Consider the following 26,161-nt stretch of genomic DNA (forward strand, 5'->3'; position numbering starts at 1 on the left):
TGAGAAAAAGCGCCTCAAATATGCGCCTGAATGCTTAGTAACGGTACTGCCACAGCAGCCCGACACTACTGCCCGGATCGTTTTCCGGGGTGGTAAAGCCTGTTACGGTGCCGCCTGTGCCCACGGTTGTGTTCAGCTTGAGATGTTTTGTCAGGTCAACCTGCACCTGTGCCTGTGTGCCAGAGCCAGAAGTTGCCTGCTTGGCACCTACGTAAACACCTTTCATCACATATTTACCGGCCTCAACACTGGTACCGCCATTCCCCACACCAGAACCGCCGCCAATAGCCAAACGATCCAGATGCAAAGTTTTGCGGATAGTGCCCATTGGGTCAAACGGTGTAAGCCCTGTAAGGGTGGCAAGTGCCGTGCCCAATTCCACCATCTGCGTGGAGGAGAGAGAGTGCGCATCCGTGCCAAATAACAGCATGGCCAATACCTGATCCTGCGGCAGCGGCGGCATGGATTCAAACGTAATCTTGGGCGCGCTGGCATACCCGCCCACCTTCAGCATAGCCGTTTGCCCCTGCACGGCACGGTCGGCCTCAAAATCCAACGTGGGGTCCATTTTATGGCCAACGCCAGAACCATTAAAAGCCACCCGCCCCTTGGTGAAGTTGAGTGAAATACCAGCCAGATCAAAGTTACCACGCTTGAGATCAAACCCTCCGCTAACCTGCGGAGCCTGCGTTGTGCCGCCAACTTTCAACTTGCCAGCCATTTCTGCATCCAAGCCATGCCCACGCACAAAGAACTTGCCCGGAGATGTCACGCTCAGGTTCAGCCCGATCACCGCGGCCTTGGTGCTTTCTACTTTGGCGGCTTCCGCCTGCTTTTGCTCATCACCGGGGCGCACAACATCAAGCCGCGCTACGGATGAGGGCAAGGAATTGGGAATGTTAATTTCCACACGCCGCAAATCCACCGTGCCATCAACATCCATGCGGGTTTGCACCTGCCCTTTTACGGCAATATCCGCGTTCATCACCGCTGTTAGCAGATCACTGGAAATGGGCCGGGCATCATGGGCCTGCAAACGAATATCCAGCGGCATGCCGGGGGAGCCAATGCCCACAAAGCCGGTTACGCCCAAATTGCCATCACCAGCCTTGGCCGTAAGGTTCTGAATAACGATCTTGTCGTTCTCGCCCACCACGCGGCCATTGATATTGGCCAGATGGAAGCCTTGGGCAAAATCCTGCACATCGGCATCGCGCAGATCCACCGTGCCCGTTACACGGGGGGAGGACATGGAGCCCGCAACCAGCAGCGCCATTTGGGCTTGCCCCATGGCCTGCCGCGCCTGCGCGCCCAGAATGCCATTGGCAATGCTTAAATCCAGATTGCCATTTACGCGCAGGTTCATTGGCCCGGTTTTGTTCAGCGGGGCCGTGCCAGCCACATTCACGTTCAGCTTGGGCCCCGCACCTGCCGCCACCTGCACCTTGGCAGAACTACCAGCCAGATTGGCTGCGGCATCTAGATGCAATGGCGGAATGGAAGCCGCAGCAGAACTGCCAGCCATACGCAAATCACGCCCGGTAAGCTTAACCTGCCCTTGCGGTGCATTTAACGTGCCCGCCACCTTGGCCTGAACGGAAACCGTGCCAGATGCCTTGAAATCTGGCGCAAACGGATGTGCCAAGGCAGGCGTAAGATTACGAATATCCGCCGTAACAGCCAAAGAAGGCTTGATCTTGCCTGCAACATCAATGGTGGCGGGCTGGCTGCCTGCCGTTACCAACGTGGCCCGCAGCCGATCAACCCCCATAGTCTCCCCAAACGAGACCAATGCAGGTCCCAAAAGGCGCAGTGTCTCCTGTTTGGCGGTAGCATTCAGGCGCTGCACTTTCACCTGTTTGGCAGGCAGGTTTAACAGGGCTGCGGTATCCAGCATCAAAGGGCTGCCAGACCAGCTTGCTGGTCCCACCTGCGCGGTGAGCGCCATAGCGTTATCCGGCCCCTTGGCAATCAGACGCGCCTGCCCGGTTACGCCAGAAGCAGAAAGCCCCCCCAGTTTAAGCGTAAGATCAGCATTGGGATGAGCCGCCGGATCTTTTACCGTACCAGCTAAAGCCAGAGAGCCAATTTTTACGCTGGGCATAGCCACGTTGCCATCCAGCTTAAGGGCAACCTGAGGTGTATCCGCCACCTGCGTAGTTTTAACAGAAGCTGCCAGCGCGCCAGAGATAGCCTGCCCAATAAGCGGACGAAAATCTGCCAAGCGCCCCACTTTCAGATCCAGCGTGCCCAGAGGCACCACCTCACCTGTAGGAAGAGAAAGCTGCCCCTGCCCGGCCACGCTGTTCCATGACAGTTTACGAATATCAACCTGCCTGTCACCCTGTGCGCTTTGGGCCAAAGCCACATCCAACACCAATGGGGCGCGGTTAAGCGTGCCATTTGCCTGCACCGTGCCTTCTGGCGCAGTTGGCAAGTGCTGCACATTGGCATCCAGCGCTATGGGGCCGCGTGGCATGGTGGCAGTACCGGGGTCTCCCTTCGCATGCAGGGTGGCTGTAAAATCCTGCATCGGACCTTTGGCCTGCAAGGCCAGCGTGAGCGCCCCACGCAAGGAGGGTAACGCCCGCGCCAGATCTGTCAGCCCCAGATCAAACGCCAGATCCATATCGCGGCCCGTGTTTACCTGCCCGCCTCCTTTAAGATTAAGGGCACGGCCATCCACACTGAAGTTTTGCAGGTCAATCTGTTTAGCCGCTGGTAGCTTATCCTGCGCAGGCAAGGGCCGCATGGTGGCTGTAAGGGCAAACTTGCCGTCCGGCCCGATCAGCCCGGCTGCCTGAGGCTGCCCCCCTGTAATAGCCAGCGTGCCATCTGCTGTAAGGTGCGTATCTCCCTCCGGCTTTGCCGGAAGGTCAAACTGTGCGTTCATGCCCGCATTACCGCGCAAAGGCGTACCGGCCATTTCACCAAACGGTAGCAAATCGGGCAGCTTTAACGCTACCGTGCCACGCTGTGGCGCAGCAGACTGCACATTGCCAGAAAGATTCAGCAAAGGATGAGACAGCGTAAAAGCCAGCGGTTTGCCGGGCTTTTGTGGCTCTAACTGCGCATCAAGCTGCAACGGCGCAGATGCCAGCAATGTTGGCGCTTTGCCCGGCAGGCGCACACCATCTGCTGTTGCCACCACATGCAACAGATTGGCCATATCGGCACTGCCATTCTCACCTGAGAACTGAACTTTCAGCGTGCCCACACCTGCGCCAGATGCAGCAAGCTGATCAACCTGCACCTGTGCTGTGCCCAGCGGTGCTGCCATTTTACCATGCAACTGCGCCCCTAAATGGATGCCCCCCCACGCCAGATCGGGCGAGAGAGACATGGCGGGGGCATCTACTCCGGCATTCAGGTTACCAAGCTTTTCAGCCAGCAAATCCAGCACGCCATCTGCATGGGCTTTTATATCCCCAGCAGAAGCAGCAAAACCAAGCACAGCAGCCGAAGGCGGGCCATTGATATCCAGCTTAAGCGCCAGAGGCACCAGTTGCGGCATTTTAAGGCGCGTGGCTGCAAAACCATCTGTGCCCTCGCTGGCATCCAGATGCAGGCCCAGCTTACCTTTGCTGGTGGTGGTTGCCAGATCAATCTGTCCGGCGGCATCCAGCCTTTTCAGATGCAGCGCAATATCCGCACCCGGCAAAGAAGGCAGACTTAACCCATTGATAACCGGATCAATATTGGATAACTGACCGCGCCCAGCCAAGGAAAAACTTGCCGGAGAACCCGCAAGCGCAGCCCCCACGTTAATACGCCCCACTGCAAGTTTGCGAATATCCACCCCCAGATGGAGCGCAGAAGGTGAGCTTTTGGAAGGCGTGGCTGGCTTGGCCGGATCAGACACAGGCAGGCGCGGAATATCCAGCTCATCTGCCGTAACGGCATAAATACGCGCCGTGCGCCCAATTATTGCCAGAGGTGACCAGTTAAGCGCCACGTTATGCAGCGTAAGCCAAGCACCCTGCTTATCGTGAATTTCCAGCGTATCCAGCCGGAAGTTATCGGGGAAACGCCCAGACATGCCCGAAAGCCCGATCATCCCGCCCGTAAGGGAGGATGTCTGGTGCATGAGCATTTTGCGGCCCGGCCCGGTATTGGCCCCCACCAGCAAAACAGCTACGGCAAGGCCCGTTATGCCAAGCAGAGAACCACCGGTTATAAGGGCAACACGCCCTACACGCCGCCACAGTGGGCGTGTAGGTTTATCTGGTGTGCGTGGCAAAATGGGTTCTGGCATATCGGCCATTAGAATGTCTCCCCAAGGCCGATATACAGATCCCACTTATCACCACGTGGGGCGCGGTTAAGAGGTACGGCAACATCCAGCCGGATGGGGCCAATAGGCGTATAATAACGCACACCCCCACCAGCACCCACGCGCAGCTTGCCCGTAAAGGGCAAACTGCTGCTGCCAACCTGACCGGCATCTATAAAACCGGCCATGCCCACGTTGCCTATAATTCTTTGGCGAAATTCTGCACTTCCTGCATCTAGCGAGGTTCCGCCAATAGCATAGCGCGTATTTTTATACTGCGGCCCCACACCCTGCCAGCGAAAGCCTCTTACTGTAGAACTGCCCCCAGCATACAGACGTTGATCTGGCGGAATATCCCACGTGCTGGCGCCCTGAATACTGCCAACCATGCCACGAAATGCCAGAACACTATTGCCGGGCTTGCTGATGCCCAGATGGTGCAGATCAAAGTATGTAGAGGCCGTGCCGTTCAGAATGGCAAAAAACGAGGTGCCGCTGCCCTTATTCCCCAAGGAAACGGATGGCGTAATGCTCATGCTGGCGCGTACGCCGTGTGTTGCGGGCTCGATAGGGTTTCCAACGCCTGTGTTATCAAACATGACGGAAAGTGGCGCAGAAATAATGGTGTAATCCCGCGTGACACCAAACTGCTCGATCTTTTCCTGCTCTGCCATCAACCCAAAGCTGCCGTTCCAGTTTTTAGCCAGCGGGCGTGTAATGCCGCCACGGATCAAAAATGCCGTTTGCCGGTAAGACCAGAACAACTGTCGCAGCCCTTCAATACGCGCACTTAGATTCTGATTGCGTTCCAGAAAATCGGGTTTGAAGAAATCTGCATACACATCATACCCCAAGCCTTGCTGGGCCGAGCCACCAAGCCCGGTAATAAGAGCTGTCAGCCGCAAACGCTCTGCATTGCCCAGCAGGTTATAATGTGTCCATGATCCACCAGCACGCGCGCCCAAATCTGTGGAATATCCGCCCTCTGCCCCCACGGAATGTCGCTTGGCTTCCTTAAAGCTGAAATCCAGCGGCATGGTGCCATCTACCGCATAGGTGGAGGCATCCTGCACTGTTACGTTCGAAAACACCCCAACGGAGGCCAGATCCTGCCGCGCGTTTTCAATTTTAGAAGGCTGATAAAGCTGGCCTTCTTGCACTGTCATACGGCGACGCACGAATTTTTCGTGCACCTGTTTCAGGCCGGTTGTGTCTATCTTACCAATATTTAGCACCGGGCCCGGCGTGACCGGGTAGGTAATATTCAGCGTATGCGTAGTGGGTTCCAGAAAAGCCTTGGGCTTTTCCACTGTCGCCAGGGCGTGCCCATCTTCCCGCAGGGCGTCCATCAGGTTGCTGCCACCATCCAGCACGCTTTTGGCAACGGCTGGCTGGCCCGATGCAAGGCCAAAGGCTTTTTTCTGGGCATCTGTTAAAACAGGTGGTTTGCCAGTTTTACCATCCACCAGCGTAACGGTGCCCAGATGAAACAGCGGGCCTTTATCTACCTTCACCTCGGCCTGAATCTTTTCACCCGTCGGCACGGATTCGATCCATTGAGAAAGGGCGGGAGACATCCCGTCCATCTTCACGGCATCCTTGCCACCATTCCGGCTGAGGGTGATATGCACTGTACCGGCGTAATAACCACAGCTTTCCAGCGCCGTGCGTAGGCGGTCATATTCATTCCGCACACGCCCAGCCAACGCAAATGGCCCCACCGCATGCGTGGACTGGAGAGACTGCAGATCAGATGAGCTTTTAATAGCCGTATCCAAATCCGCCTCTCCGGTCGGCACCAGTTTGGTGGTGTAAGGCTGTGGATCTGCCGCCCAAGACCAAGACAGGCAGGACGATGCCCCCCACAAGGCGGCGCCAGCCAGAACACGATTCGCGGTGAGAGCAAGCCTGTTCAGCATGTTATTCTTGCGTGTCCTCACCAATAATCTGCCTGCCACCTATTTGCGGAAGTTCTGCTTACAAACCCTTTTATGCACATACCATGACAAAAATACGGTGCCGAAGCCGAAAACAGCTTCTGTTGCGCATAAATTGGGAGATGGATTGTCCCGCCAGCTAAAATCGCGGTAAGAGAGCGCATGCTTTTTCATTCCATCTGCGCCGCTGCCGGGCGCGTTTGTCCGACAGAGCTGTGTCTGGCAGAAATGAAACGATGACACCACGCCCGTCTGATCAAACCCATCCCCCCTATGCTTCCCCCAAAAAGAAGCCCAATGGCCTTTCCCCCTTACCTGCATGGGTGGAAGCTTATTTCCGCCGCACGGCAGATTTAAGGGCAGCCTTGCGCCTTGGTGCGCTGGTTGTCTGGGTGCCGCTATCTGTGGGTTTTGAAGCGTGCCTGCTGCTTGTGCCCGGCACGCCAAAAATCCGCTGGACGCGGGTTATCTGGGGCGTGCTGTGCCGTATTATCGGGTTGCAGATCCATATTGTGGGGCAACGTGTGGGCACAGTGGGCGGCCTAAAAGCCCGCCAGCGGGGGGAACGCCCTGTTATCTATATTTGCAACCACATGTCTTGGTTGGATGTGCCTGTGCTGGGCACCATCCTTCCCTCCGTATTTGTGGCCAAGGGCGATATTGAAAAATGGCCCATCATGGGGTTGGTCTCACAAATCGGGCGCACCATTTTTGTCAGCCGCCAGCGCAGCACCACAGGCCGTGAGCGTGATGAAATGATCCGCCGCATGGTGGAGGGGGATAATCTGGTATTGTTCCCTGAAGGTACATCATCAGATGGCTCCCGCGTGTTGCCGTTTATGTCCGCCTTTTTTGCCATCGCAAAATTGCCACGCCTGAAGGAAGGCATGGATAAAAGCCTGCTGCCCATAACGTTTGAACCAGGCATGACGCCCCTTATCCAGCCCGTATCCCTTGTATATGACCGGCTGGAAGACCTGCCCATTTCCCGCCTCCGCCGCCCCGTGTTTTCATGGTACGGAGATATGGACCTTGGCCCCCATGTATGGGCCTTGCTGAAATGGAAGCGTTCCCGCGCAACTGTGTTGCTGCACGAACCGCTAGACCCAGATATGTTCCCCAGCCGCAAGGCTTTGGCACAGGCGGCATGGAAAGCCGTATCCATAGGGGCGGCAGAACTGCGCCAGAACCGTAAACCTACAGTTATCAAAGGCCGGTTTAACCCAGCCACTCTGCCTGCCAATTTTCTGCCGCCTTCTGTCAAGAAAGCCAAAAGGATACTTGACAGAACCGCCTGCTTTTTTGCTTCAATACGTATAAGACTTTAGGCAACAAACTAGGTGGCTGTTGCAAGCCACCAAACCCATAAGGAACATTCGGTCTGTTAACCGCCAGAATACTTTTTGGCCGTTCTTACCTTTCCACTATTCTCGCCTTGGTGAGAAAAGAGGCTTGACCTGCACGCGCTCTGGCCCGATTTCCTCCACCTGCCGCATGGAATGGGCCTGCGGCATAGCGGAGCGCCTGCCATCATGACTGGAACCCCAGCCAACACATCCCCTGCTCGTGGCCTGCACGTTATTACGTGGGGTTGCCAGATGAATGTGTATGATAGTGCACGTATGGGGGATGTTCTGCGACCACTTGGCTATCAGCCTGTTGCCACGCCAGATGCAGCGGACATGATTATCCTGAACACCTGCCACATTAGAGATAGAGCGGCAGAAAAAGTGTTTTCAGAACTCGGTCGCCTGCGCAAGATCAAGGAAGCGCGGGAAACCGCCGGGCAGCAAACCATTATTGCCGTAGCCGGATGCGTAGCACAGGCAGAAGGACAGGAAATTCTGGCCCGCGCGCCGTATGTGGATATTGTTCTGGGCCCGCAAACCTATCACCGCCTGCCAGAAATGGTAGCCCGTGCGGCCCGTGCAGGTGGCGCGGTTATTGAAACGGATTTTCCAGCAGAGCAGAAATTCGATTTTCTGCCAGAATCCGAGGCCCCGCAGACCGCAGGAAATTACACCGCTTTCCTTACCATTCAGGAAGGGTGCGATAAATTCTGCTCCTTCTGTGTGGTACCTTACACACGCGGGGCAGAAAGCAGTCGCCCCGTGCTTTCCGTGCTGGCAGAAGCACGCCGTATGGTGGAAAGCGGTGTAAAGGATATCTGCCTGCTAGGGCAGAACGTAAATGCCTATCATGGTGAAGGCCCGGATGGCTCCACATGGGGCTTGCCGCAACTGGCATATGAACTTGCCAAGCTGCCCGGCCTTTCCCGCATCCGTTACATGACATCCCACCCGCGAGACATGGATGATGCGCTGATAGCCGCCCACCGTGATCTGCCGGAGTTGATGCCGTTCCTGCATCTGCCGGTTCAGGCTGGGTCTGACCGTATTCTGCGTGCCATGAACCGTGGCCATACAGCAGATGAGTATCGGGATATCGTGCGCCGCCTGCGTGAAGCACGGCCCGATCTGGCTCTTTCATCCGATTTCATTGTGGGCCACCCCGGTGAAACGGATGAGGATTTTGAAGCCACCATGCAGCTTGTGCGTGATGTTGGCTTTGCTTTGGCTTATTCCTTCAAATACTCCCCACGCCCCGGCACCCCTGCCGCAGGCGCTGGCATGCAGGTGCCAGAGGATGTGAAGGATGCCCGCTTGCAAGCTTTGCAGGCCCTGCTGCGTGAACAACAGGATGCCTTTAATGCAACACTTGTGGGCAAAACCATTCCTGTTCTGTTTACCTCAGAAGGACGGAAACCGGGCCAGATAGCCGGGCGTTCTCCGTGGTTGCAGCCTGTGCATGTTTCTGGGCCCAAGCATCTGATTGGCAAGGAACTGCCCGTGCGTATTGTTGAACGCCTGACCAACTCCCTGTCCGGCGTTTTAGAAGAGGAGTGTGTGTCCGCTTGAGTAGCACGCGTATTTCCGCCTCACCCCGCATGGCAGCAGAAATGCCCCATGCCTCTGCTACCCTACAGTTTGAAGATAACACCCTTCTGGCGCGCCTTGTGGGAGACCACGATAAGCACTTACGCTGCTTGGAAGAAGGTTTGGAAGTGGAGGTTGCCCGGCGCGGCAACCGCATTTCCATTCAAGGTGTGCCCGAACAAACAGCCCGCACGCGTGCGGTGCTTGGCGTGCTGTACCAAAAACTGGCAGCAGGCGAAAACGTGGATATCAGCAGCATAGAGGCCGCCATACGCATGTCCCGCCCGCCCCAAAACACCACCAGCATTCTCCCCAACGCGCCACAGACCGCCCCGGAATTGGAAGGGGATCTCCCCCTTATCCGTATGCGGCATGGCAATATCGAACCCCGCTCCCCCGGTCAGGCCGCATATATGAAAGCACTGGCCAAAAAGGAACTGGTGTTTGGCATTGGCCCAGCAGGCACGGGCAAAACCTATCTGGCCGTGGCGCAGGCGGTGGCCATGTTGCAGGCTGGCTCCATTGATCGGATCATTCTTTCCCGCCCGGCTGTGGAAGCGGGTGAGCGGCTGGGTTTTCTGCCCGGAGATATGAAAGACAAAATCGACCCCTACCTGCGCCCGCTGTATGATGCCCTTTACGATATGCTGCCAGGGGATCAGGTCGTGCGCCGTATGGCTTCGGGGGATATTGAGGTGGCTCCGCTGGCCTTTATGCGCGGGCGCACGCTTTCTCATGCCTTTGTTATTCTGGATGAAGCCCAGAACACCACCATTGCACAGATGAAGATGTTTCTTACCCGCCTTGGCCCCGGCTCTCGCATGGTGGTTACGGGCGATCTTACGCAGATTGATCTGCCAGCAGGCACCACCTCCGGCCTACGTGATGCCGTAGAAACGCTTGAAAACGTAAAAGGAATTACTATTTCCCGCTTTGATTCAACAGATGTGGTGCGGCATAAGCTAGTCGCCCGCATTATTGAAGCCTATGATGCAAAGGCGACGGCTGTAAGGGACGCCTCCCATAGCAAGGGCCGTCAGGAGAAAAATGGAACCGCCAAGTAGCCCCGCCCATATCCCTATGCAGGATATGGATGCCCCAGAAAAAAGCCTGCCTTTTCAGGCTGTTTTTTCCGATGAGCAGAACGAAGGCCCTGAAATCCTTATCCGGGATAGGCGCTGGCGCTCTTATGTGCATAACCTGGAACAGTTGGTATGGCGCGCCTTGGCCGCTTGCTCAGAATATGGCGGCCTGCCCGATACTGTTGTTTTGGCAACAGATCGGGAGGTGCGAGAACTGAATGGCCGCCACCGTGGCAAGCAGCGCCCGACCAATGTGCTAACATTTGAACCTCCGCCCGGCATTAACGGCGGAGACATTATTCTGGCGCTGGAAACCGTGGTGCGTGAAGCCCGCAAAGCTGGCAAACCTGTTGCAGACCATCTTGCGCATTTGGTCATCCACGGCAGCCTTCATCTGGCTGGGTATGACCACCACCATCCTGGTGAAGCGCGCGAAATGGAAATGCTGGAATCCCGCCTGCTTTCGCGGCTCAAGGTTCCCAACCCTTGGAAACCCCGATCATGAGCGAACACGATTCCTCTTCAGACAAGCAGGAAGCCAATAGTCGCGGCCTGTTTTCCTTTTTCCACCGAAAAAAACATCAGACAGACCTGCGCAGCTCCATTGCCGCGCTTGTGCAGCAGGCTGCGGATGAACCAGAAGACTCTGCAACAGGTGAAAAACCGGAGCTAGACAGGCAAGAACGCGCACTTATTGCCAACGTGCTGCGCCTGCGCAACATTTCTGCCGATGATGTGATGGTGCCACGCGCCGATATTGTGGCCATGCCGGTTTCCATCAGTCTGGACGAAGCATTGGCCATGATGCGGCGGGAAAACCATTCCCGCATGCCAGTTTATCGGGATCAGTTGGATGATATTGTAGGCATGATCCATGTGAAGGATCTGATTGCCTATGTTGGCACCAGCGAGGCCTTTAATCTGGAAGTGCTTTTGCGCCAGCCGCTGATGATTGCCCCCCAAATTCCGGTGCTGGATCTGCTGTTACAGATGCGCCAGCGCCAGACCCACATGGCGCTTGTGATTGATGAATACGGCGGCATTGATGGTTTGGTAACCATTGAAGATCTGATTGAAACCATTGTGGGTGACATTTCAGATGAGCATGATGAGCCTGCCATTGTCATGATCACCCCACGGCCTGATGGGTCTTTCGATATAGATGCACGCTGCCCGATTGAAGAGTTTGAAAAAACCATCGGCCCCATTCTGACCGAGAGTGAAAGAGAGGCCGAAATTGAAACCATTGGCGGGCTTGTGTTCCGCATGGCAGGGCATGTCCCTACCCGTGGTGAAGTGCTGACGCATGAAAATGGCTATCTCTTCCGCGTGCTAGATGCAGATGCCCGGCACATCCGCCGTGTGCGCGTGCGCAAGCTAACCGAACAGTCTGCAACACCTACTCTGGCGGAAACATCTGCTACTACGGATAAATCTGTGGGTTGACGGCAGAGCAAATCTGCCGTCATGCCTTTAACCGCTTATGATTTGCACCCATTAAGGGAGACCGGATTTCCATGTCTTTCACCCGCCGTTCCATTTTAACTGCCGGAAGTCTGGCCGTTGCCTCCACTGCCCTGCGCGGTATCTCTTTAGCGGCAGATGCCACAGATACACGCTTCACCCCGCGTGAACTGGGCAACCCGAACGCCAAAATTGTTGTGGAAGAATGGTTCTCCCTTACCTGCATTCATTGTGCGCATTTTGCAGAAAACACCTTTCCGCAGGTGCAGAAAGAACTGATCGATACCGGGAAAATCCGCTACGTTTTTCATGATTTTCCCACAGATCAGCTCGCAACAGTTGCCGCCATGGTCGCCCGCACCCTGCCACCAGAACGGTATGAGCCTTTCTGCTCCTCCCTGCTTTCCAGCCTAGACCGCTGGGCCTACACCAAGGAAGGCAACCCGAAGGATGAGCTCAAGAAAATGGCCGCCTTTGCTGGCATGCCGGGCGATACGTTTGAAAAAGCCATTGCTGATCAACAACTCATGCAGTTCATTCTAAACCAGCAGACCGAAGCGCAGGACAAATTCCATTTTGATTCCACCCCCACTTTCCGCTTCAACAATAAAGAGCAGGTGTCCAGCGCGCTAACTTACGATGACTTTGCCAAGTATTTGGCAAAAGCCAGCTAAGCTTACGCATGCTCTCCTAAGCCCGCGCACCTTACCTGCATGACAGTTCGTTTTGTTCGTCTGCGCATTGTCGGATTCAAAAGCTTTGCGGATCCGGTAACGGTAGAAATCCTACCCGGGCTGACAGGTATTGTCGGCCCCAATGGGTGTGGCAAATCCAATGTGGTGGAAGCCCTGCGCTGGGTTATGGGCGAATCTTCTGCCCGTTCCCTCCGTGGGGGGGAAATGGATGACCTTATTTTTGCAGGCACCACAGGCCGCCCCGCCCGATCTTTAGCCGAAGTAACTGTTACGCTGGAAGGCACCAAGGGTTTTGGCCCTGCCGCCTTTGCAGATATGGACGAACTGCAAATTACCCGCCGGGCAGAACGCGGGTCTGGCAGTGATTACCGCATAAATGGTCGGCCCGTACGTGCGCGAGATGTGCAAACCCTATTTGCCGATCTGGCATCTGGCGCACGTTCTTCCGCCATGGTGAGCCAAGGCCGCGTGGCCATGCTGGTGGGCGCTCGGCCAGAAGAACGCCGTACCATTTTGGAAGAAGCCGCAGGCATTACCGGCCTGCACGCCCGCAGGCATGAAGCAGAACTCAAGCTGCGTGCCACAGAATCCAACCTGACACGCGCAGAAGACCGCCGCCAGCAACTCTCAGACAGACTGGATGGACTAGCCGAACAATCGCGCGATGCCAGCCGCTACCGAGAGCTTTCTGCTGCGTTACGAGAAGCAGAAACAGAACTTCTGGCCGTATTACATGCACGTGCCCGATTGGCTGTAGAACGCGCGATTGATAACGCCGCCCGCGCCCGCAAAGCCCTAACCGAACATGAGGAAGCCGCGGAAAGCGCGGTGGTTGCCGAGTTTGAAGCCAATAAGGTTTTGCCCGGAGCCAGAGAAAAAGCTGATGCAGCCCGCACCGCGCTGGAACGGTGCCGTGTGCTGGCCGAAGGCGTTGCACGGGAAGAAGAACGCGCCGCCACACAGGCCAATGATGCAGCAGAACGCCTAAAACAGCATGAAGCAGACGCAGACGCGGCCAAAACCCGGCTGGATGATGCCACTGCAACACTTGAACGCCTACAAGCTGAAAAAGCAGAAACAGAAGCCAACATTATCTCACTCCCTGCCCGCACGGCAGAGACAGAGGCAAAGCAACAGGCTCTTACAAAAGAACTGGCAGAAACAGAGCAGAAGCTCACCCAGTTAACCGCAGACCTGAACACCGCACGCGCCGCCCATGAACGTGCAGCAGAAAATCTAACAACCGCACAAAATCACCATGCCCGTATTGCGGCTGCATACACCGCATTACAGGCAGAATTGACATTACTAGAGCAGCAACTACCGGATTCTGAGGCCATTCAAGCGACACAAAAATCTGTCGAAGAAGCCCAAACCGCTTTCCAGAATGCCAAAACCACATTGGATGCGGCGGAGCGCACGCGGTCTGAATGCAATGTGGCGCTTTCCGTTGCGCGCAATAATGCACAAGCAGCAGAACAAGCGCTTACCGAACTGCGGCGCACTCTGGAACAAGCACGCTCTCGGCTGGATTCTCTCAAGGCTGATCTCGCTCAAGCGGAAAAACGTCATGCCGATACGCTGGCCGCTTTGGTTGAAGAAAGCATCCGAACCCAGCTTAAGCAGGAAACCGAATCTGCCTTTCAAGCCGTGCACGCTGCCCGTGAAGCTCTGGAAAAAGCAGAAACAGAACGGCTAACCACCAATACAGCCCTAACTGATGCCAGCCGCGCCGCGCAGGAAGCTGAAGCCCAGCGCCGCAATGCAGAAAACAACCTGCGGGCTGCCGAATCCTCTTTCAAACGCGCAACGCAGGAAGCCCAAACCCTTACGCAAGCGCTGGAAAAGGCACAAGCAGACGCCCCGCCTGAAGATGCGCTCAAGCAAGCGCGGGAACAACGCGCCACACAAGAACAGGCCCTGCAAACAGTTGTGCAGGCGCTTGAAACAACAGAGCACAACCTGCAACACCATCGGCAGGAACAAACACAAACTCAGCAACAGCTTACCACTCTGCAAGCCGAACTCACCCGCCTGCGTGCGCAAGCTGAAGGCTTGGCCGAAGCACTGGGGAATGAGAAAGAAGCCTCGGCTGAGCCCATATCCGCTCAGATCACCGTTCCCGAGGAATACGAAGTTGCGCTGGCTGTAGCGCTTACAGATGGGTTGGACGCCCCCGCGGCAGACAATGCCCCGCGCGGCTGGCATTTGCTAAAAGATGCCGCTACCGCACCTCTGCCCGGCAAAGCTGTTGCGCTTAAATCCGTTATTACGGCACCGCCAGAACTGAACAGAGTGCTGGCATATACTGGCGTTGTACCCGATGGCACAGATGGCACCAGCTTGCAGGCACAACTTTTGCCGGGGCAATGCTTGGTTTCTCGCGCCGGAGATTTATGGCGATGGGATGGTTTTTACACCCGCGCGGGTGAACCCGATTCCTCTGCCCGCAGGCTGGCCCAACGCCGTATTCTGCGCGAAACGTCGGCCCGCATTGCGGAAATGGAACAGTATGTTCCGCAAACTGAGCAAAAAGCTGTAGCCGCCCGCGCCAATGTACAGGCCGGGGAAAAGCTAGCGCAGGAACAGCGCATAGAACGCAGTAAGCTAGAACAAAACCTGCAAAAAGCCCGTACGCAGGAATCTGATCTGGAACGCCAGCACACATCGTTCCGGGCACGGTTAGATGCGCTGCGTCCACAGCAGGAACGCGCGCTTGCCGCCCAAACAGAAGCCGAATCTGCCTTGGCAACGGCCACAGCAGCACAACAGAATCTGCCCCCCGATCAAAGCTTTCAACAAGCCCTCGCCACCGCGCGGGAACAACATGCAGCCGCACAAAAAGCGGAGCAGGACTGCCGCACAGCCCTTAAACTGGCAGAACAGACCTTCCAACGTGCGCAGCAAAAGCAGACCCAAACAGAAAACCAGCACACAGCCGCCACAACGCGGCTGGAAACACTGGCGCCAGAACGCCTCCGCCTCCGCCAGAATCTGGAAGCCGAAGAAGCCAACGTTCTTGAACTTGAGCAGCGGTTAACATCTGCCCAAACAGAAAACGCCACAGCGGTGGCCCTGAAAGACGCACAAAACAATCTGGAACAGGCGCAACAGGCCTTTCAAACGGCCACATCCACCTTTACCCAAGCCGAAAAAGCTGCTCAAGACACCATCCAACAGCAGCAAAAAATACAGGAGCAGGCCCTTACGCTGCGCAGCCGAATTGCCGCCCTAACCCCTCGGCTAAAAGAATTGCAGCAAGAACAGCAGGACTCCCAAGATAAACTCACAGCCGCCACACAAACAGAAGCCCAAACAGCCGCAGATCTGCCACAGGATGCCGAGGAAACACTCGCCCAGTTGCACACACAGCGCGCGGCTCTTACCAGTCAGCTAGAAGCAACGCGTGAACTGCGCGCCACCCTTCAGGCCGAATCCTCAACGCTGGAAATACGCCTGACATCTCTTGTGGCCGCAGCAGAAGAATGGAGCCAACGCGCCACCACAGCGCGCACAGAAGCCGAGAACGCAGCCCAACGCGTGGAAACAGCACGTAATGAGCACACCAAGGTTTCAGAACTTCCGGCCGAAGCGCAACGCCAGAAACAACAAACCCTTTCAGCACTAGAAGAAGCCGAAGCAGCCTATGCACAGGCAGATAAAATACGCGCTGAAGCCGAAGCTGCATTAAACGCCGCCAATGAACAACGCCGCCGTACAGAATCTGAGCTGAACACTGCGCGTGAAAACCTGCTAAAAGCCGATGCTAAAAGTGAGCAGGCACAGGCTATTCTGGATCAACTTTTGGCCGATACCCCTGCCCCGCCGCGTCAACCCACGGGGGATCTGACAGAAGCGGCTGAAAGCTCCCTACGCCGCAAAATCTCTCGCCTCACGCGTGAACGCGAGGATATGGGGCCAGTCAACCTGCGTGCAGAAATTGAAGCCGAAGAGGCATCTACCCAAGCGCGCACACTGGCAGATGAGATTGCAGATCTAGAAGCCGCCATTAGCCGCTTGCGTGGTTCCATCGGCACACTAAATAAAGAAGGACGTGAACGGCTGATGGCCGTGTTTACGCAGGTGGATCACCACTTCCAGTCCTTGTTCACCCGCATGTTTGGTGGTGGCCGTGCGCATCTGGGGCTTGTGGGCAGTGATGATCCGCTGGAAGCAGGGCTGGAAATTTACGCCCAGCCACCGGGTAAAAAGCTTGCCACACTTTCCCTTCTCTCTGGGGGTGAACAAGCTTTAACCGCATTGTCATTGATTTTCGCGGTTTTCCGCTGTAACCCTGCACCAGTATGCGTTCTTGACGAAGTGGACGCGCCGCTGGATGATGCCAATGTAGGCCGGTTTAGCGCCCTACTTGGTGATATGGTAACCGAAGCGGGAACCCGTTTTCTGGTGGTAACCCACCATCAGTTAACTATGGCCCATATGGATCACCTGTTTGGTGTCACCATGCAGGAGCGAGGCGTAAGCCGCGTGCTTTCAGTTGATCTGGCACGGGCTGCTTCCATGGCTGGCCAGAATGATAAGGAAGAACCGAATGTCGCATCCTGAAAAGGCGGCTGACATCTCTGTGCAACAGAGCAGCAAGTCTTCTCGTGGCTGCTTTAAAAAGATCGCTCTGGCTGTTGGGCTGTGCGTAGCCGTGGGCACAACACTGGTTGTGCAACACTCCAAGGCCTATGGCATTATGGCGCGCATCCATCATGGGCTGATTGTTTGCACACCGGGTACAGGGCTTGTAACCACCCCGGTTTCCACCTCCTCACCTCATAATGGCGTGCCCTCCATGCTACGGTTGGAACTTGCCAATGGGCCGGATGGCCGGATTATGGTGGAACCCGGCTCTAATGAACTAGAAGGCGTGCTGGCCTCTGCCCACCACTCCAACACACTGCTGATGCTGGATATCAACAGCGCCAGTGCCGATAATGTGGTAAAGCTGGTACGCAAAACCCGGATGCGGGATAGGGTTATTCTGGTGCCTTCAGATCATAAGGACACAGAAACCGTTCTGCATGCCGATTCCAAAATTATGGTGGCCATTCCCGTGCATTCCGAGCGCGATGCCTATGCTGCCCACAAACTGGCAGGCCACCATCCTTATGCCGCCTACCTTTCGCCTTCTGCCGCACCATATTTGTTTGCCCTGACACACCGCGATGCCGAAGCTATTATTACGGATAATCCGGACACACCCAAAAGCTCCACCAGTGAGTTTCTGGCTGAACGCCCTGTGGATATCATGATTACTCAACAGCCCACACAAATGGCTGATACAACCACCAATAAAAGCTAAGCGTAAAAAAGGCTTCTTCCCACCTCTGTTAAAGATGCAGGAAGAAGCCAGAAAAAAGAGGTAGAAAACCTACCTCTTCTTCTTTTTACGCAGGCATCATGGTGCCTGTTTCAATAAACCGCTGATGCCAGGAAAGAGCTTCCGTCAGCAAGTGTGGTGTATGCTTACCAAAGGAGTTCTTGAGCGCACGGTCAAAGTAATCCTGCAACATGGGCCGGTAATCTGGGTGTGCGCACTTAGAAATAATTTCACGCGCACGCTGCACGGGTGAAAGCCCACGCAAATCTGCCAGACCCTGCTCGGTTACAAATATCTGCGCATCCTGCATGATGTGGTCCACATGCGCAGCCATAGGCACAATGGCAGAAATCTTGCCACCTTTGGCCGTAGAAGGAGACAGGAAGATGGATAGATAGGAACTGCGGGCAAAATCTCCCGAACCCCCAATACCATTCATCATCTTGGAACCCATCACGCGGGTAGAATTTACGTTGCCGTAAATATCTGCCTCAATCATGCCGTTCATGGCAATACAGCCTAAACGGCGGATAATGCCGGGGCTGTTGCTCACATCCTGCTGGCGCAGAATGATCTTGCTCCGGAAGAAATCCATACGGTTATTGATTTCTTCCGCCGCTTCCGGGCTGAGTGAAAAAGATGTAGCAGAGGCAATACGCATACGGCCAGAATCCAGCATAGCCAACATGCCATCCTGAATGACCTCACTATACCCGACCAAATTTTCAAACGGGCCTTCCTTCAGCCCTTCCAGCACGGCATTGGCCACATTGCCCACGCCAGACTGAAGAGGCAGAAGCGATGGCGGCAGCCGGTTCTGTTTGACTTCATGCCCAAAGAAATCAAGCAGGTAGCCTGCAATGGCCTTGGCTGTTTCATCCGGCGCAGCAAATGGGGCGTTTCTGTCCCTATCATTCGTGCGCACAATGGCAGCAATTTTATCTGGGTTTACACGTAAAACCGTACCACCCACGCGCTGGTCTGCCCGTACAATCGGCACAATATCACGCGTTGGCGCACCGCTTACGTTGCCATCCCAGATATCATGAATGCCTTCCAGCGCCGGATTCTGCCATTCATTCACTTCAATAATGACTTTGTCAGCCAGATTGAGGAATGTCTGGGAGTTGCCGACAGAAGATGTAGGCACAATACCGCCATCTTCCGTAATGGCTGTAGCTTCCACCAGAGCAATATTGAACTTGCCGTAATTGCCCTGAATGGCGCGGCCAGCTACCTGCCCCAGATGGTTATCAAAATATTCTGTCTCACCCGAATTAATACGGTTGCGCATGGTGGCATCCGTATTGAATGGTGAGCGGAAATAAACCCCGTTGGCCTTTGCCAGTTCACCATCCAACTGTGGGCCGGTAGAGGCACCCGTAATCAGGCTGATCTGGTATTTCTCACCCCGATCATGCGCAGCCTCCATTCGGCGGGCCAGCGCCTTGGGTACTTCCTTGGGGTAGCCTGCACCAGTAAAGCCACTGGTGCCCACCACATCACCGTGTTTAATCAACTCGGATGCGGTTTCTGCCGGACATACTTTACTGCGCAGCGCGACGTTCCGAATGCGCTCTGTCATGAGAGGGCTTCCTGTTCTTTTTCAAGCTGTTCCGAATTCCCGAAAGCACAGACCACCAAGAAGGCGCGGCTGCAACTGTTTGAAGCCGTTCCAGCACATTCTTCTACCTGTGGCATGTTATCCTTCCGTTTCAGGCTGTTTTTCAAAAACCCGATTGCCCGTATAACGTAAGCGCAAACAGATCGTGCTGGCGCGTCACATACTTGTGCACGATCTGGGGGCAAATGAAAAAAAACTTGCTGTTCCAGTTCCTGTTTGATCTCGAAAAGCCTACATGGAAGTAAGGAAATAACGGATTAAAACACCATGCTTGAACTGCTTCCCCCTGACGGAAACGTGAAAGATACAATGCGAAACGGACTCCGCATTGTGGGGGACGTGCATGGAGATCTGGACGCTTTCCGCCATGCCGTTGCCACAGACCGCTTTGTGATTCAGCTAGGTGATCTTGTAGATTACGGGCCAGACAGCGCAGGCGTATTGCGGCTGATGTTGCAGGTTATGCACGAAAAACGGGGGCTGTTTTTAATTGGCAACCATGATCGCAAACTTGGGCGCGCCCTTATGGGTAAGCGTTTGCGCTCTACCCCTCATTTAGAAGAAACACTGGCACAGCTTTATCAGCCAGAAAACACCGATGTCTTGCATGCCCTTTTGCCCGTGCTGGAAAACGCCCCGGCATGGCTGGTGATGGGCCAGACCGTTTTTGTGCACGGCGCGTTTGACCCACGTATGCTGATGGAACCACCTCCGCCGCCATTAGGCCGCGTTACCTATCTGCTTTCTCGCGCTTTGTTTGGAGAAACAACAAACCGCATGCAGCCAGATGGATACCCCGAACGCACACTAAATTGGGTAAACACCATTCCCGCAGGGTACACCATTTATTGCGGGCATGATCAGCGCTCCACCAATGGCTGCCCGCTGGCCATTCCGGGCCGTTCTGGCGGGCAGGCCATTTTTGTAGATACGGGCGCTGGCAAAGGGGGACATCTGGCATGGCTAGACCTGCCCCCACCTTTTGTGGAAAAAGCCTGAGCAGACTTTACCAACCACAGCGCATTTTACAGGCGCTGGTGCATATTCTGACAGAACCGGAACAGCATGACCGTGACAGACGACCAGTCCATCTCCCCCACTCAGGCCCTTCAGAACCTGCGCTGCAGCATAGACAACATCGATTCCGCCTTGGTTTCCATGCTGGCTGAACGCTTCCGTTGCACCAAGGCTGTGGGGGCACTTAAAGCACGCTACAACATGCCACCAGCAGACCCAGCGCGTGAGGCCCAGCAGATTGCCCGCCTGCGCAAACTGGCAGAAGATGCGCATCTGGATCCGGATTTTGCTGAAAAGTTCCTGAACTTCATTATCCATGAAGTTATCCGGCACCATGAGGCCATCGCACGGCAAACAGCCGAAGCCCCCAAGGCATAAGACCTACGCATGCGCCGCCTTGTTCTGCTTCGCCATGCTGAAGCAGCTTCCGCCCCGTTAGGAGATTTCAGCCCTGAAGCTGATATGAACCGTCCCCTTACACCTGCGGGGCAAGAGGCGGCACGGCGTTGCGGGCATTGGCTGGCAGCGCACAGCATTGTTCCTGATAGTATTATATGCAGCCCGGCCTTACGCACACGGCAGACATTGGCTGGGGCAGTTACGGCTCTCCCGCCCACTCTCCCTCCGCCGGATTATTGTGCGGATATTTACGAAGCCACGCCCGAGGCTTTGTTGGCACACATTCAGCAGGCACCCGATTCAGCTTTTACCGTGCTGATGGTGGGGCATAATCCAGGTATTTCCTTATTAGCCCACCACTTAGATATGCAGGCCAGTGAACTGGACCAGGGATTCGCGCCGGGGGCTGTTGCCATTTTTGAAATGTACGGAAGCAACACATTGCCGGATATGACACACTGGCAAATGTGCGATGGCCAAAGCATGCATTTGCACACATTCGCGCGACCCTAACCCCAAAAAACTGTGGTTTTCCAAGCATACTCCGTTCCGATAACGCTTCGTTTATCGCCAGCAATCTTCCGGTTTCCTTTTGAATAGGTGACAAAGTGGAACGAGCAGGCCGCAGCAGCGACCGTGGCCCAAACATGCAAAAGGAAACACTAATGAGCGCGTCGCAGAAAGAAGGTAAGCTATCTACCGCTACCATTTCGGTTGGTGGGAAATCCGCCGAAATGCCTGTACTTTCAGGCACTCTGGGACCGGATGTTGTCGACATCCGCAAACTTCCGGCGCAACTGGGCGTTTTCACGTTTGACCCCGGTTACGGGGAAACAGCCGCCTGCAACAGCAAAATCACCTTTATTGATGGCGACAAGGGTGTTCTGCTGCACCGTGGCTACCCCATTGCCCAGCTAGCGGAAAATGCTTCCTATGAGGAAGTTATCTATCTGCTTCTGAATGGTGAACTGCCGAACAAAGCACAGTACGATACCTTCACCAACACCCTTACAAACCACACCCTGCTGCACGAGCAGATCCGCAACTTCTTTAACGGCTTCCGGCGTGATGCCCACCCCATGGCCATTCTGTGCGGCACGGTTGGGGCTTTGTCTGCCTTCTACCCAGATGCCAACGATATTGCCATTCCCGCCAACCGGGATCTGGCCGCCATGCGCCTGATTGCCAAAATCCCAACCATTGCAGCATGGGCATACAAATACACGCAGGGTGAAGCCTTCATCTATCCGCGGAATGATCTGAACTACGCAGAAAATTTCCTGTCCATGATGTTCGCGCGCATGTCCGAACCCTACAAGGTTAACCCTGTTCTGGCCCGCGCCATGAATCGGATTCTGATCCTGCATGCCGATCATGAACAGAATGCTTCCACCTCTACCGTGCGTCTGGCGGGTTCTACAGGCGCCAATCCGTTTGCCTGTATTGCTGCGGGCATTGCGGCCCTGTGGGGGCCTGCACATGGTGGTGCTAACGAAGCCGTGCTGAAAATGCTGGCTCGCATTGGCAAGAAAGAAAACATCCCTGCCTTTATCGCGCAGGTGAAAGACAAGAACAGCGGCGTAAAGCTGATGGGCTTTGGCCACCGCGTTTACAAAAACTTCGACCCACGTGCGAAAATTATGCAGCAGACCTGCCACGAAGTGCTGACAGAACTGGGCATTAAGGACGATCCGCTGCTTGATCTGGCTGTCGAGCTGGAAAAAATTGCCCTGAGCGATGATTACTTCGTGCAGCGCAAGCTCTACCCGAATGTGGATTTCTATTCCGGCATCATTCTCAAGGCCATGGGCATTCCCACCAGCATGTTCACCGTGCTGTTTGCCGTTGCCCGCACCACCGGCTGGGTTAGCCAGTGGAAGGAAATGATTGAAGAACCGGGCCAGCGTATCAGCCGCCCTCGCCAGCTTTATATTGGCGCACCACAGCGCGACTATACGCCTCTTGCCAAACGGTAAGATAGGTTAACCCAAAAAGCCGGTTTTCCTTATGGAAGACCGGCTTTTTGTTTGTCCTGTTCTTCAGCGCCACAAAGACACAAGCCACCACTTGGGCATAAAAAAACGCATGCCCTAACGGAACATGCGTCTGATTACATAGGGCTGTACGCCTTAGGTGCGTTAGTTGCAATCACACCCTTTGGTTGGCCCGGAATCCATGCGGACAACATGATGATCAATCCATTCGGACACAAGGCGGCGCGCTTCATTCACTGATGCTTCGGGGTGATGAATACGGTACAAGGTGGTGCAGGCATTAAATGCCGTAACATCCGCTGTCCCAACTTCGCGCAGTTCCTTGTAAGCCGTTATAACGGCCCGCTCACACTTGCGCGCGATACGATTAGCTTCGGCGGCCACGGCATATTCCTTAACTGATAATCAATCTTAACTGGGAATGATTAAACGCTACATCAACCATATAAGCAAGGTGCAAAAATCAATTCTGGGGCTTTTGAACATCACAAGTTTTTCACTCATACGCCGCCCACCTATTTATCTGGCATGCATATGCAGGAAAACTGCCATATCAGGCATAGATTTTCCACGCCTGCGGCGTTATTCCAAACATATATAGACAACCGCCAAATTCAAGGACATGCGCACATGACATCACCCTCAGGCGTGGCCTCTGCCCACCCCGCTGAGACCAGCGACTGGGACCGCGACGCGGCCCTGACCACCGCACGCCTGCTGCTGGAAATCAAAGCCGTAAATTTCCGCCCGGAAGATCCGTACACCCTGACTTCTGGCTGGAAATCTCCCGTCTATATTGATTGCCGCCGCATTATCTTTTTCCCCCGCGCCCGTGCCAAAATTATGGAACTTGGGGTGGAAAAAATTGGCCGCCACGTTGGGTATGAAAGCCTGGATGCCGTTGTGGGTGGTGAAACCGCAGGCATTCCGTTTGCCGCATGGATGGCAGACCGCATGATGCTGCCGATGGCTTATGTGCGCAAAAAACCCAAAGGTTTTGGCCGCAACGCCCAGATTGAAGGCGATGTGCCCGAAAACATGCGCACCCTGCTGGTAGAAGATCTGACCACCGATGGTGGCTCCAAAGTGCAGTTTGCCAATGCGTTACGTAATGCTGGCGCCATTATCAACCACGCATTTGTTGTGTTCTATTACGGCGTTTTCCCCGGTGCGCAGAACACGCTGGCAGAAATGAACGTATCTTTGCATGCCCTGTGCACGTGGTGGGATGTGCTGGAAGCATGCTCTACACGGCCATACTTCTCTGAAGAAGCTGCATCAGAAGTGCGGCGTTTTCTGGAAGATCCTTGCGCTTGGTCTGCTCGCCACGGTGGCGTTGGCACTTTGGAAGAAGCCGCTGCATTTAAAGCCAACAAGGATAAATAAAACGGTGCAGATAGATGGCCCTGCCCTTTTTGGCCCCCGGCATATTCTGGCATTTGATTCCGGAATTGGAGGTTTGGGTATTGTCAGGGCCATTCAAGCGCTGGCGCCAGATGTCTGCATAGATTATTTGGCCGACACCGCCATTTTTCCGTATGGCGAACAGGATGACGATTTTCTTATTGAGCGAATCGTCTCCTTGCTCTCTCAGGCTATTCGGCGGCTTCAGCCTCAGGCTGTGGTGGTGGCCTGCAATACGGCCAGCACATTGGCGCTGGAAGCCCTGCGGGCCGCATGGCCAGATATGCCCTTTGTAGGATGTGTTCCGCCCATACGCTGGGCTGCGCGTATCACCCAAACCAAGGTTATCGGGTTGCTGGCCACACGCGCCACCGTGCGGCGGCCATACCTTTCTCGGCTCCATGCGCTTTACGCGCCAGAATGCACACTTATTGCCCATGCCGCCCCCGGCTTAGCTGGATGTGCGGAATTAGCCTTCCGTGGACAGGATGTGCCTGATTCTACGATTTTACGAGAAATAGAAGGGCTGTTTGTTCACCCGGATTCTAACAGACTGGATGCTGTAGGCCTTGGCTGCACACATTATACCTTTGTGCTGAACCGCCTGCGTGCGCTCTCTCCACCCGGCCTGACGTGGCTAGACCCTGCGCCAGCCGTAGCGCGGCATACCTGCAACCTGTTGGCTCATTTACCACAGAAAACCCACACACACCGCTACGCATGGTTTACGGCCCTACCTGATACCCAGAACGATCAAGCCCTGCTCACACACTTAAAGCCTTACGGGTTCAGTGCCGTGACATTATGGGAAGATATTAATGAGGTAGAAGCCAGCTATTAACCCGTAATAGCCAGCCCCCAATACACAGCCGCTCTTAACGCTCGCGGCTGGCAGAATAGCTGGCCGTTTCCAGCAGCAGGTTTTTCAATGTGTCATCTGGGAACATAGAAAGATTTTCACGTGCTTTAGCCGCGTAATCTTCCGCACATTTTAGGGTAATCCCAATTGCATTTGTTTCTGCAATACGACCCAACGCGGCTTCCAGATCTCCGGGGTGCTGATCACATTCCTCAATCACCCGGCGCCAGAAAATACGGTCTTCCTCATTCCCGGCTTCGTAAGCTGCCAGAACAGGCAGGGTGACTTTTCCTTCACGGAAATCATCCCCTACTTCCTTACCCAGTGTGGCCTGATCTGCCGCATAATCCAGCGCATCATCAACAAGCTGGAAAGCCATGCCCAAATTGGCACCATACATGCGCAATGCTTCACGCTGTTCTGGCGTAGCTTCACCAATGACAGCGCCAGATTCGCACGCAGCAGCAAACAGTGCTGCTGTTTTGCCGTAGATAACCTGCAAATACTGATCTACCGATGTGGAAAGATCATTCTGCGTGGTCATCTGCATGACCTCACCTTCCGCCAGCGTGGCAGAAGCCGCAGACAGAATCGCCATAACACCCAGTGAGGCATCGGCTGTTAGAATCTGGAAAGACCGCGCAAACAGGAAGTCCCCCACCAGCACAGAAGCCTTGTTGCCAAAAATGGCATTGGCGCTTGCCAGCCCACGGCGGAGCTGGCTGTCATCCACCACATCATCATGAAGCAGCGTGGCTGTGTGAATGAATTCTACACACGCGGCAATTTCTACATGCCGCATGCGCCCATCCTGATTATTGTAGCCGCACATTCTGGCCGCAGCCAGAGTAAGCAAGGGCCGCAGCCGCTTTCCGCCAGCCGCCACTAAATGGGCCGCAAGCTGCGGTATAAGTGCCACGGGGCTTTGCATACGGTCTACAATGACCTGATTGCAGGCAAGCATGTCCGACGCAAGATAATCGGCCAGCGCTTTCAGGCCTGCTTCTCCTGGTTTACTCACTGAAACTCCAGATCCATCCTGGCTTGTGGTTCTGCCTGTTTCTGACAGACTGATTGCAACACCCAAACGTTTTATCCCCCAGCCATGGGATGAGTTGACGTTCTTCTATATGCGAGGCACCTGAAAA

The 26,161-nt window shown here is 55.0% G+C and carries 19 protein-coding genes; 14 read left to right on the plus strand and 5 right to left on the minus strand.

Annotated elements, in window-relative coordinates:
• Window positions 1-34: 34 nt before the first annotated feature.
• Window positions 35-4,264 carry a translocation/assembly module TamB domain-containing protein gene (locus FKW19_RS07335; RefSeq protein WP_089178890.1) on the minus strand — a complete coding sequence of 1,410 codons (4,230 nt, stop codon included), beginning with the start codon at window positions 4,262-4,264 and terminating at the stop codon, window positions 35-37.
• Entirely contained in the window at window positions 4,264-6,192 is a 1,929-nt protein-coding gene (locus FKW19_RS07340; protein WP_035351488.1) for an autotransporter assembly complex family protein, read from the minus strand. The genes FKW19_RS07335 and FKW19_RS07340 overlap by 1 nt, the downstream gene beginning before the upstream one ends.
• A 254-nt stretch (window positions 6,193-6,446) precedes the next feature.
• Here FKW19_RS07340 and FKW19_RS07345 point away from each other — a divergent pair, with 254 nt between their 5' ends.
• The 8 genes from FKW19_RS07345 to FKW19_RS07380 all read left to right on the plus strand — a co-directional run bounded on the left by FKW19_RS07345 (window position 6,447) and on the right by FKW19_RS07380 (window position 17,698).
• Complete coding sequence (locus FKW19_RS07345; RefSeq protein ID WP_089178889.1) at window positions 6,447-7,538, plus strand: 1-acyl-sn-glycerol-3-phosphate acyltransferase; 1,092 nt, start codon at window positions 6,447-6,449, stop codon at window positions 7,536-7,538.
• Window positions 7,539-7,709: 171 nt separating this feature from the next.
• Complete coding sequence (gene miaB, locus FKW19_RS07350) at window positions 7,710-9,128, plus strand: tRNA (N6-isopentenyl adenosine(37)-C2)-methylthiotransferase MiaB (RefSeq protein ID WP_006115158.1); 1,419 nt, start codon at window positions 7,710-7,712, stop codon at window positions 9,126-9,128.
• The gene (locus FKW19_RS07355) at window positions 9,113-10,210 is read left to right on the plus strand and encodes a PhoH family protein (protein WP_193561069.1); all 1,098 of its coding nucleotides are present in this window, start codon (window positions 9,113-9,115) and stop codon (window positions 10,208-10,210) included. The genes miaB and FKW19_RS07355 overlap by 16 nt, the downstream gene beginning before the upstream one ends.
• Before the next feature lie 16 nt (window positions 10,211-10,226).
• Entirely contained in the window at window positions 10,227-10,733 is a 507-nt protein-coding gene (ybeY, locus tag FKW19_RS07360; protein WP_150150619.1) for an rRNA maturation RNase YbeY, read from the plus strand.
• Entirely contained in the window at window positions 10,730-11,674 is a 945-nt protein-coding gene (locus tag FKW19_RS07365; protein ID WP_035351492.1) for a hemolysin family protein, read from the plus strand. Before ybeY ends, FKW19_RS07365 begins: the two co-directional genes overlap by 4 nt.
• A gap of 71 nt (window positions 11,675-11,745) precedes the next feature.
• Window positions 11,746-12,366, plus strand: a complete 621-nt coding sequence (locus FKW19_RS07370; protein ID WP_089178888.1) for a thioredoxin domain-containing protein — start codon at window positions 11,746-11,748, stop codon at window positions 12,364-12,366.
• 39 nt (window positions 12,367-12,405) lie between these two features.
• Window positions 12,406-16,953, plus strand: a complete 4,548-nt coding sequence (locus FKW19_RS07375; RefSeq protein WP_089178887.1) for an AAA family ATPase — start codon at window positions 12,406-12,408, stop codon at window positions 16,951-16,953.
• On the plus strand, window positions 16,940-17,698 hold the full coding sequence (locus FKW19_RS07380) for a hypothetical protein (protein WP_035351494.1): 759 nt from the start codon (window positions 16,940-16,942) through the stop codon (window positions 17,696-17,698). Before FKW19_RS07375 ends, FKW19_RS07380 begins: the two co-directional genes overlap by 14 nt.
• A gap of 85 nt (window positions 17,699-17,783) precedes the next feature.
• On the opposite strand, the gene FKW19_RS07385 is transcribed toward FKW19_RS07380, so the two are convergent.
• On the minus strand, window positions 17,784-19,301 hold the full coding sequence (locus FKW19_RS07385; protein ID WP_006115151.1) for an acetyl-CoA hydrolase/transferase family protein: 1,518 nt from the start codon (window positions 19,299-19,301) through the stop codon (window positions 17,784-17,786).
• Between the two features lie 306 nt (window positions 19,302-19,607).
• On the opposite strand from FKW19_RS07385, the gene FKW19_RS07390 reads away from it, so the two are divergent.
• The 4 genes from FKW19_RS07390 (at window position 19,608) to gltA (ending at window position 22,732) form a co-directional block, all read left to right on the plus strand.
• Window positions 19,608-20,339: a metallophosphoesterase gene (locus tag FKW19_RS07390; RefSeq protein WP_006115150.1), complete on the plus strand. Its 732-nt coding sequence runs from the start codon at window positions 19,608-19,610 to the stop codon at window positions 20,337-20,339.
• A 66-nt stretch (window positions 20,340-20,405) separates the two neighbouring features.
• Window positions 20,406-20,735, plus strand: a complete 330-nt coding sequence (locus FKW19_RS07395; protein ID WP_089178886.1) for a chorismate mutase — start codon at window positions 20,406-20,408, stop codon at window positions 20,733-20,735.
• Between the two features lie 9 nt (window positions 20,736-20,744).
• Window positions 20,745-21,269: a histidine phosphatase family protein gene (locus FKW19_RS07400; protein WP_089178885.1), complete on the plus strand. Its 525-nt coding sequence runs from the start codon at window positions 20,745-20,747 to the stop codon at window positions 21,267-21,269.
• A gap of 152 nt (window positions 21,270-21,421) precedes the next feature.
• Window positions 21,422-22,732 carry a citrate synthase gene (gene gltA, locus FKW19_RS07405; RefSeq protein WP_035351757.1) on the plus strand — a complete coding sequence of 437 codons (1,311 nt, stop codon included), beginning with the start codon at window positions 21,422-21,424 and terminating at the stop codon, window positions 22,730-22,732.
• A 162-nt stretch (window positions 22,733-22,894) separates the two neighbouring features.
• Here gltA and FKW19_RS07410 read toward each other — a convergent pair whose 3' ends face one another.
• Window positions 22,895-23,134 carry a hypothetical protein gene (locus FKW19_RS07410; protein ID WP_003622965.1) on the minus strand — a complete coding sequence of 80 codons (240 nt, stop codon included), beginning with the start codon at window positions 23,132-23,134 and terminating at the stop codon, window positions 22,895-22,897.
• Window positions 23,135-23,380: 246 nt separating this feature from the next.
• On the opposite strand from FKW19_RS07410, the gene FKW19_RS07415 reads away from it, so the two are divergent.
• Together FKW19_RS07415 and FKW19_RS07420 are read left to right on the plus strand one after the other, a co-directional pair.
• Entirely contained in the window at window positions 23,381-24,136 is a 756-nt protein-coding gene (locus FKW19_RS07415; protein WP_012812827.1) for an orotate phosphoribosyltransferase, read from the plus strand.
• 4 nt (window positions 24,137-24,140) lie between these two features.
• Window positions 24,141-24,995, plus strand: a complete 855-nt coding sequence (locus tag FKW19_RS07420) for a glutamate racemase (RefSeq protein WP_089178884.1) — start codon at window positions 24,141-24,143, stop codon at window positions 24,993-24,995.
• Window positions 24,996-25,029: 34 nt separating this feature from the next.
• On the opposite strand, the gene FKW19_RS07425 is transcribed toward FKW19_RS07420, so the two are convergent.
• On the minus strand, window positions 25,030-26,100 hold the full coding sequence (locus FKW19_RS07425) for a polyprenyl synthetase family protein (protein WP_006115144.1): 1,071 nt from the start codon (window positions 26,098-26,100) through the stop codon (window positions 25,030-25,032).
• Between the last annotated feature and the right edge of the window lie 61 nt (window positions 26,101-26,161).

Origin of the sequence: Acetobacter sp. DmW_125128 (assembly GCF_008704325.1) — a bacterium.
In the GTDB taxonomy this organism is placed as follows: Bacteria; Pseudomonadota; Alphaproteobacteria; order Acetobacterales; family Acetobacteraceae; genus Acetobacter; species Acetobacter oryzifermentans.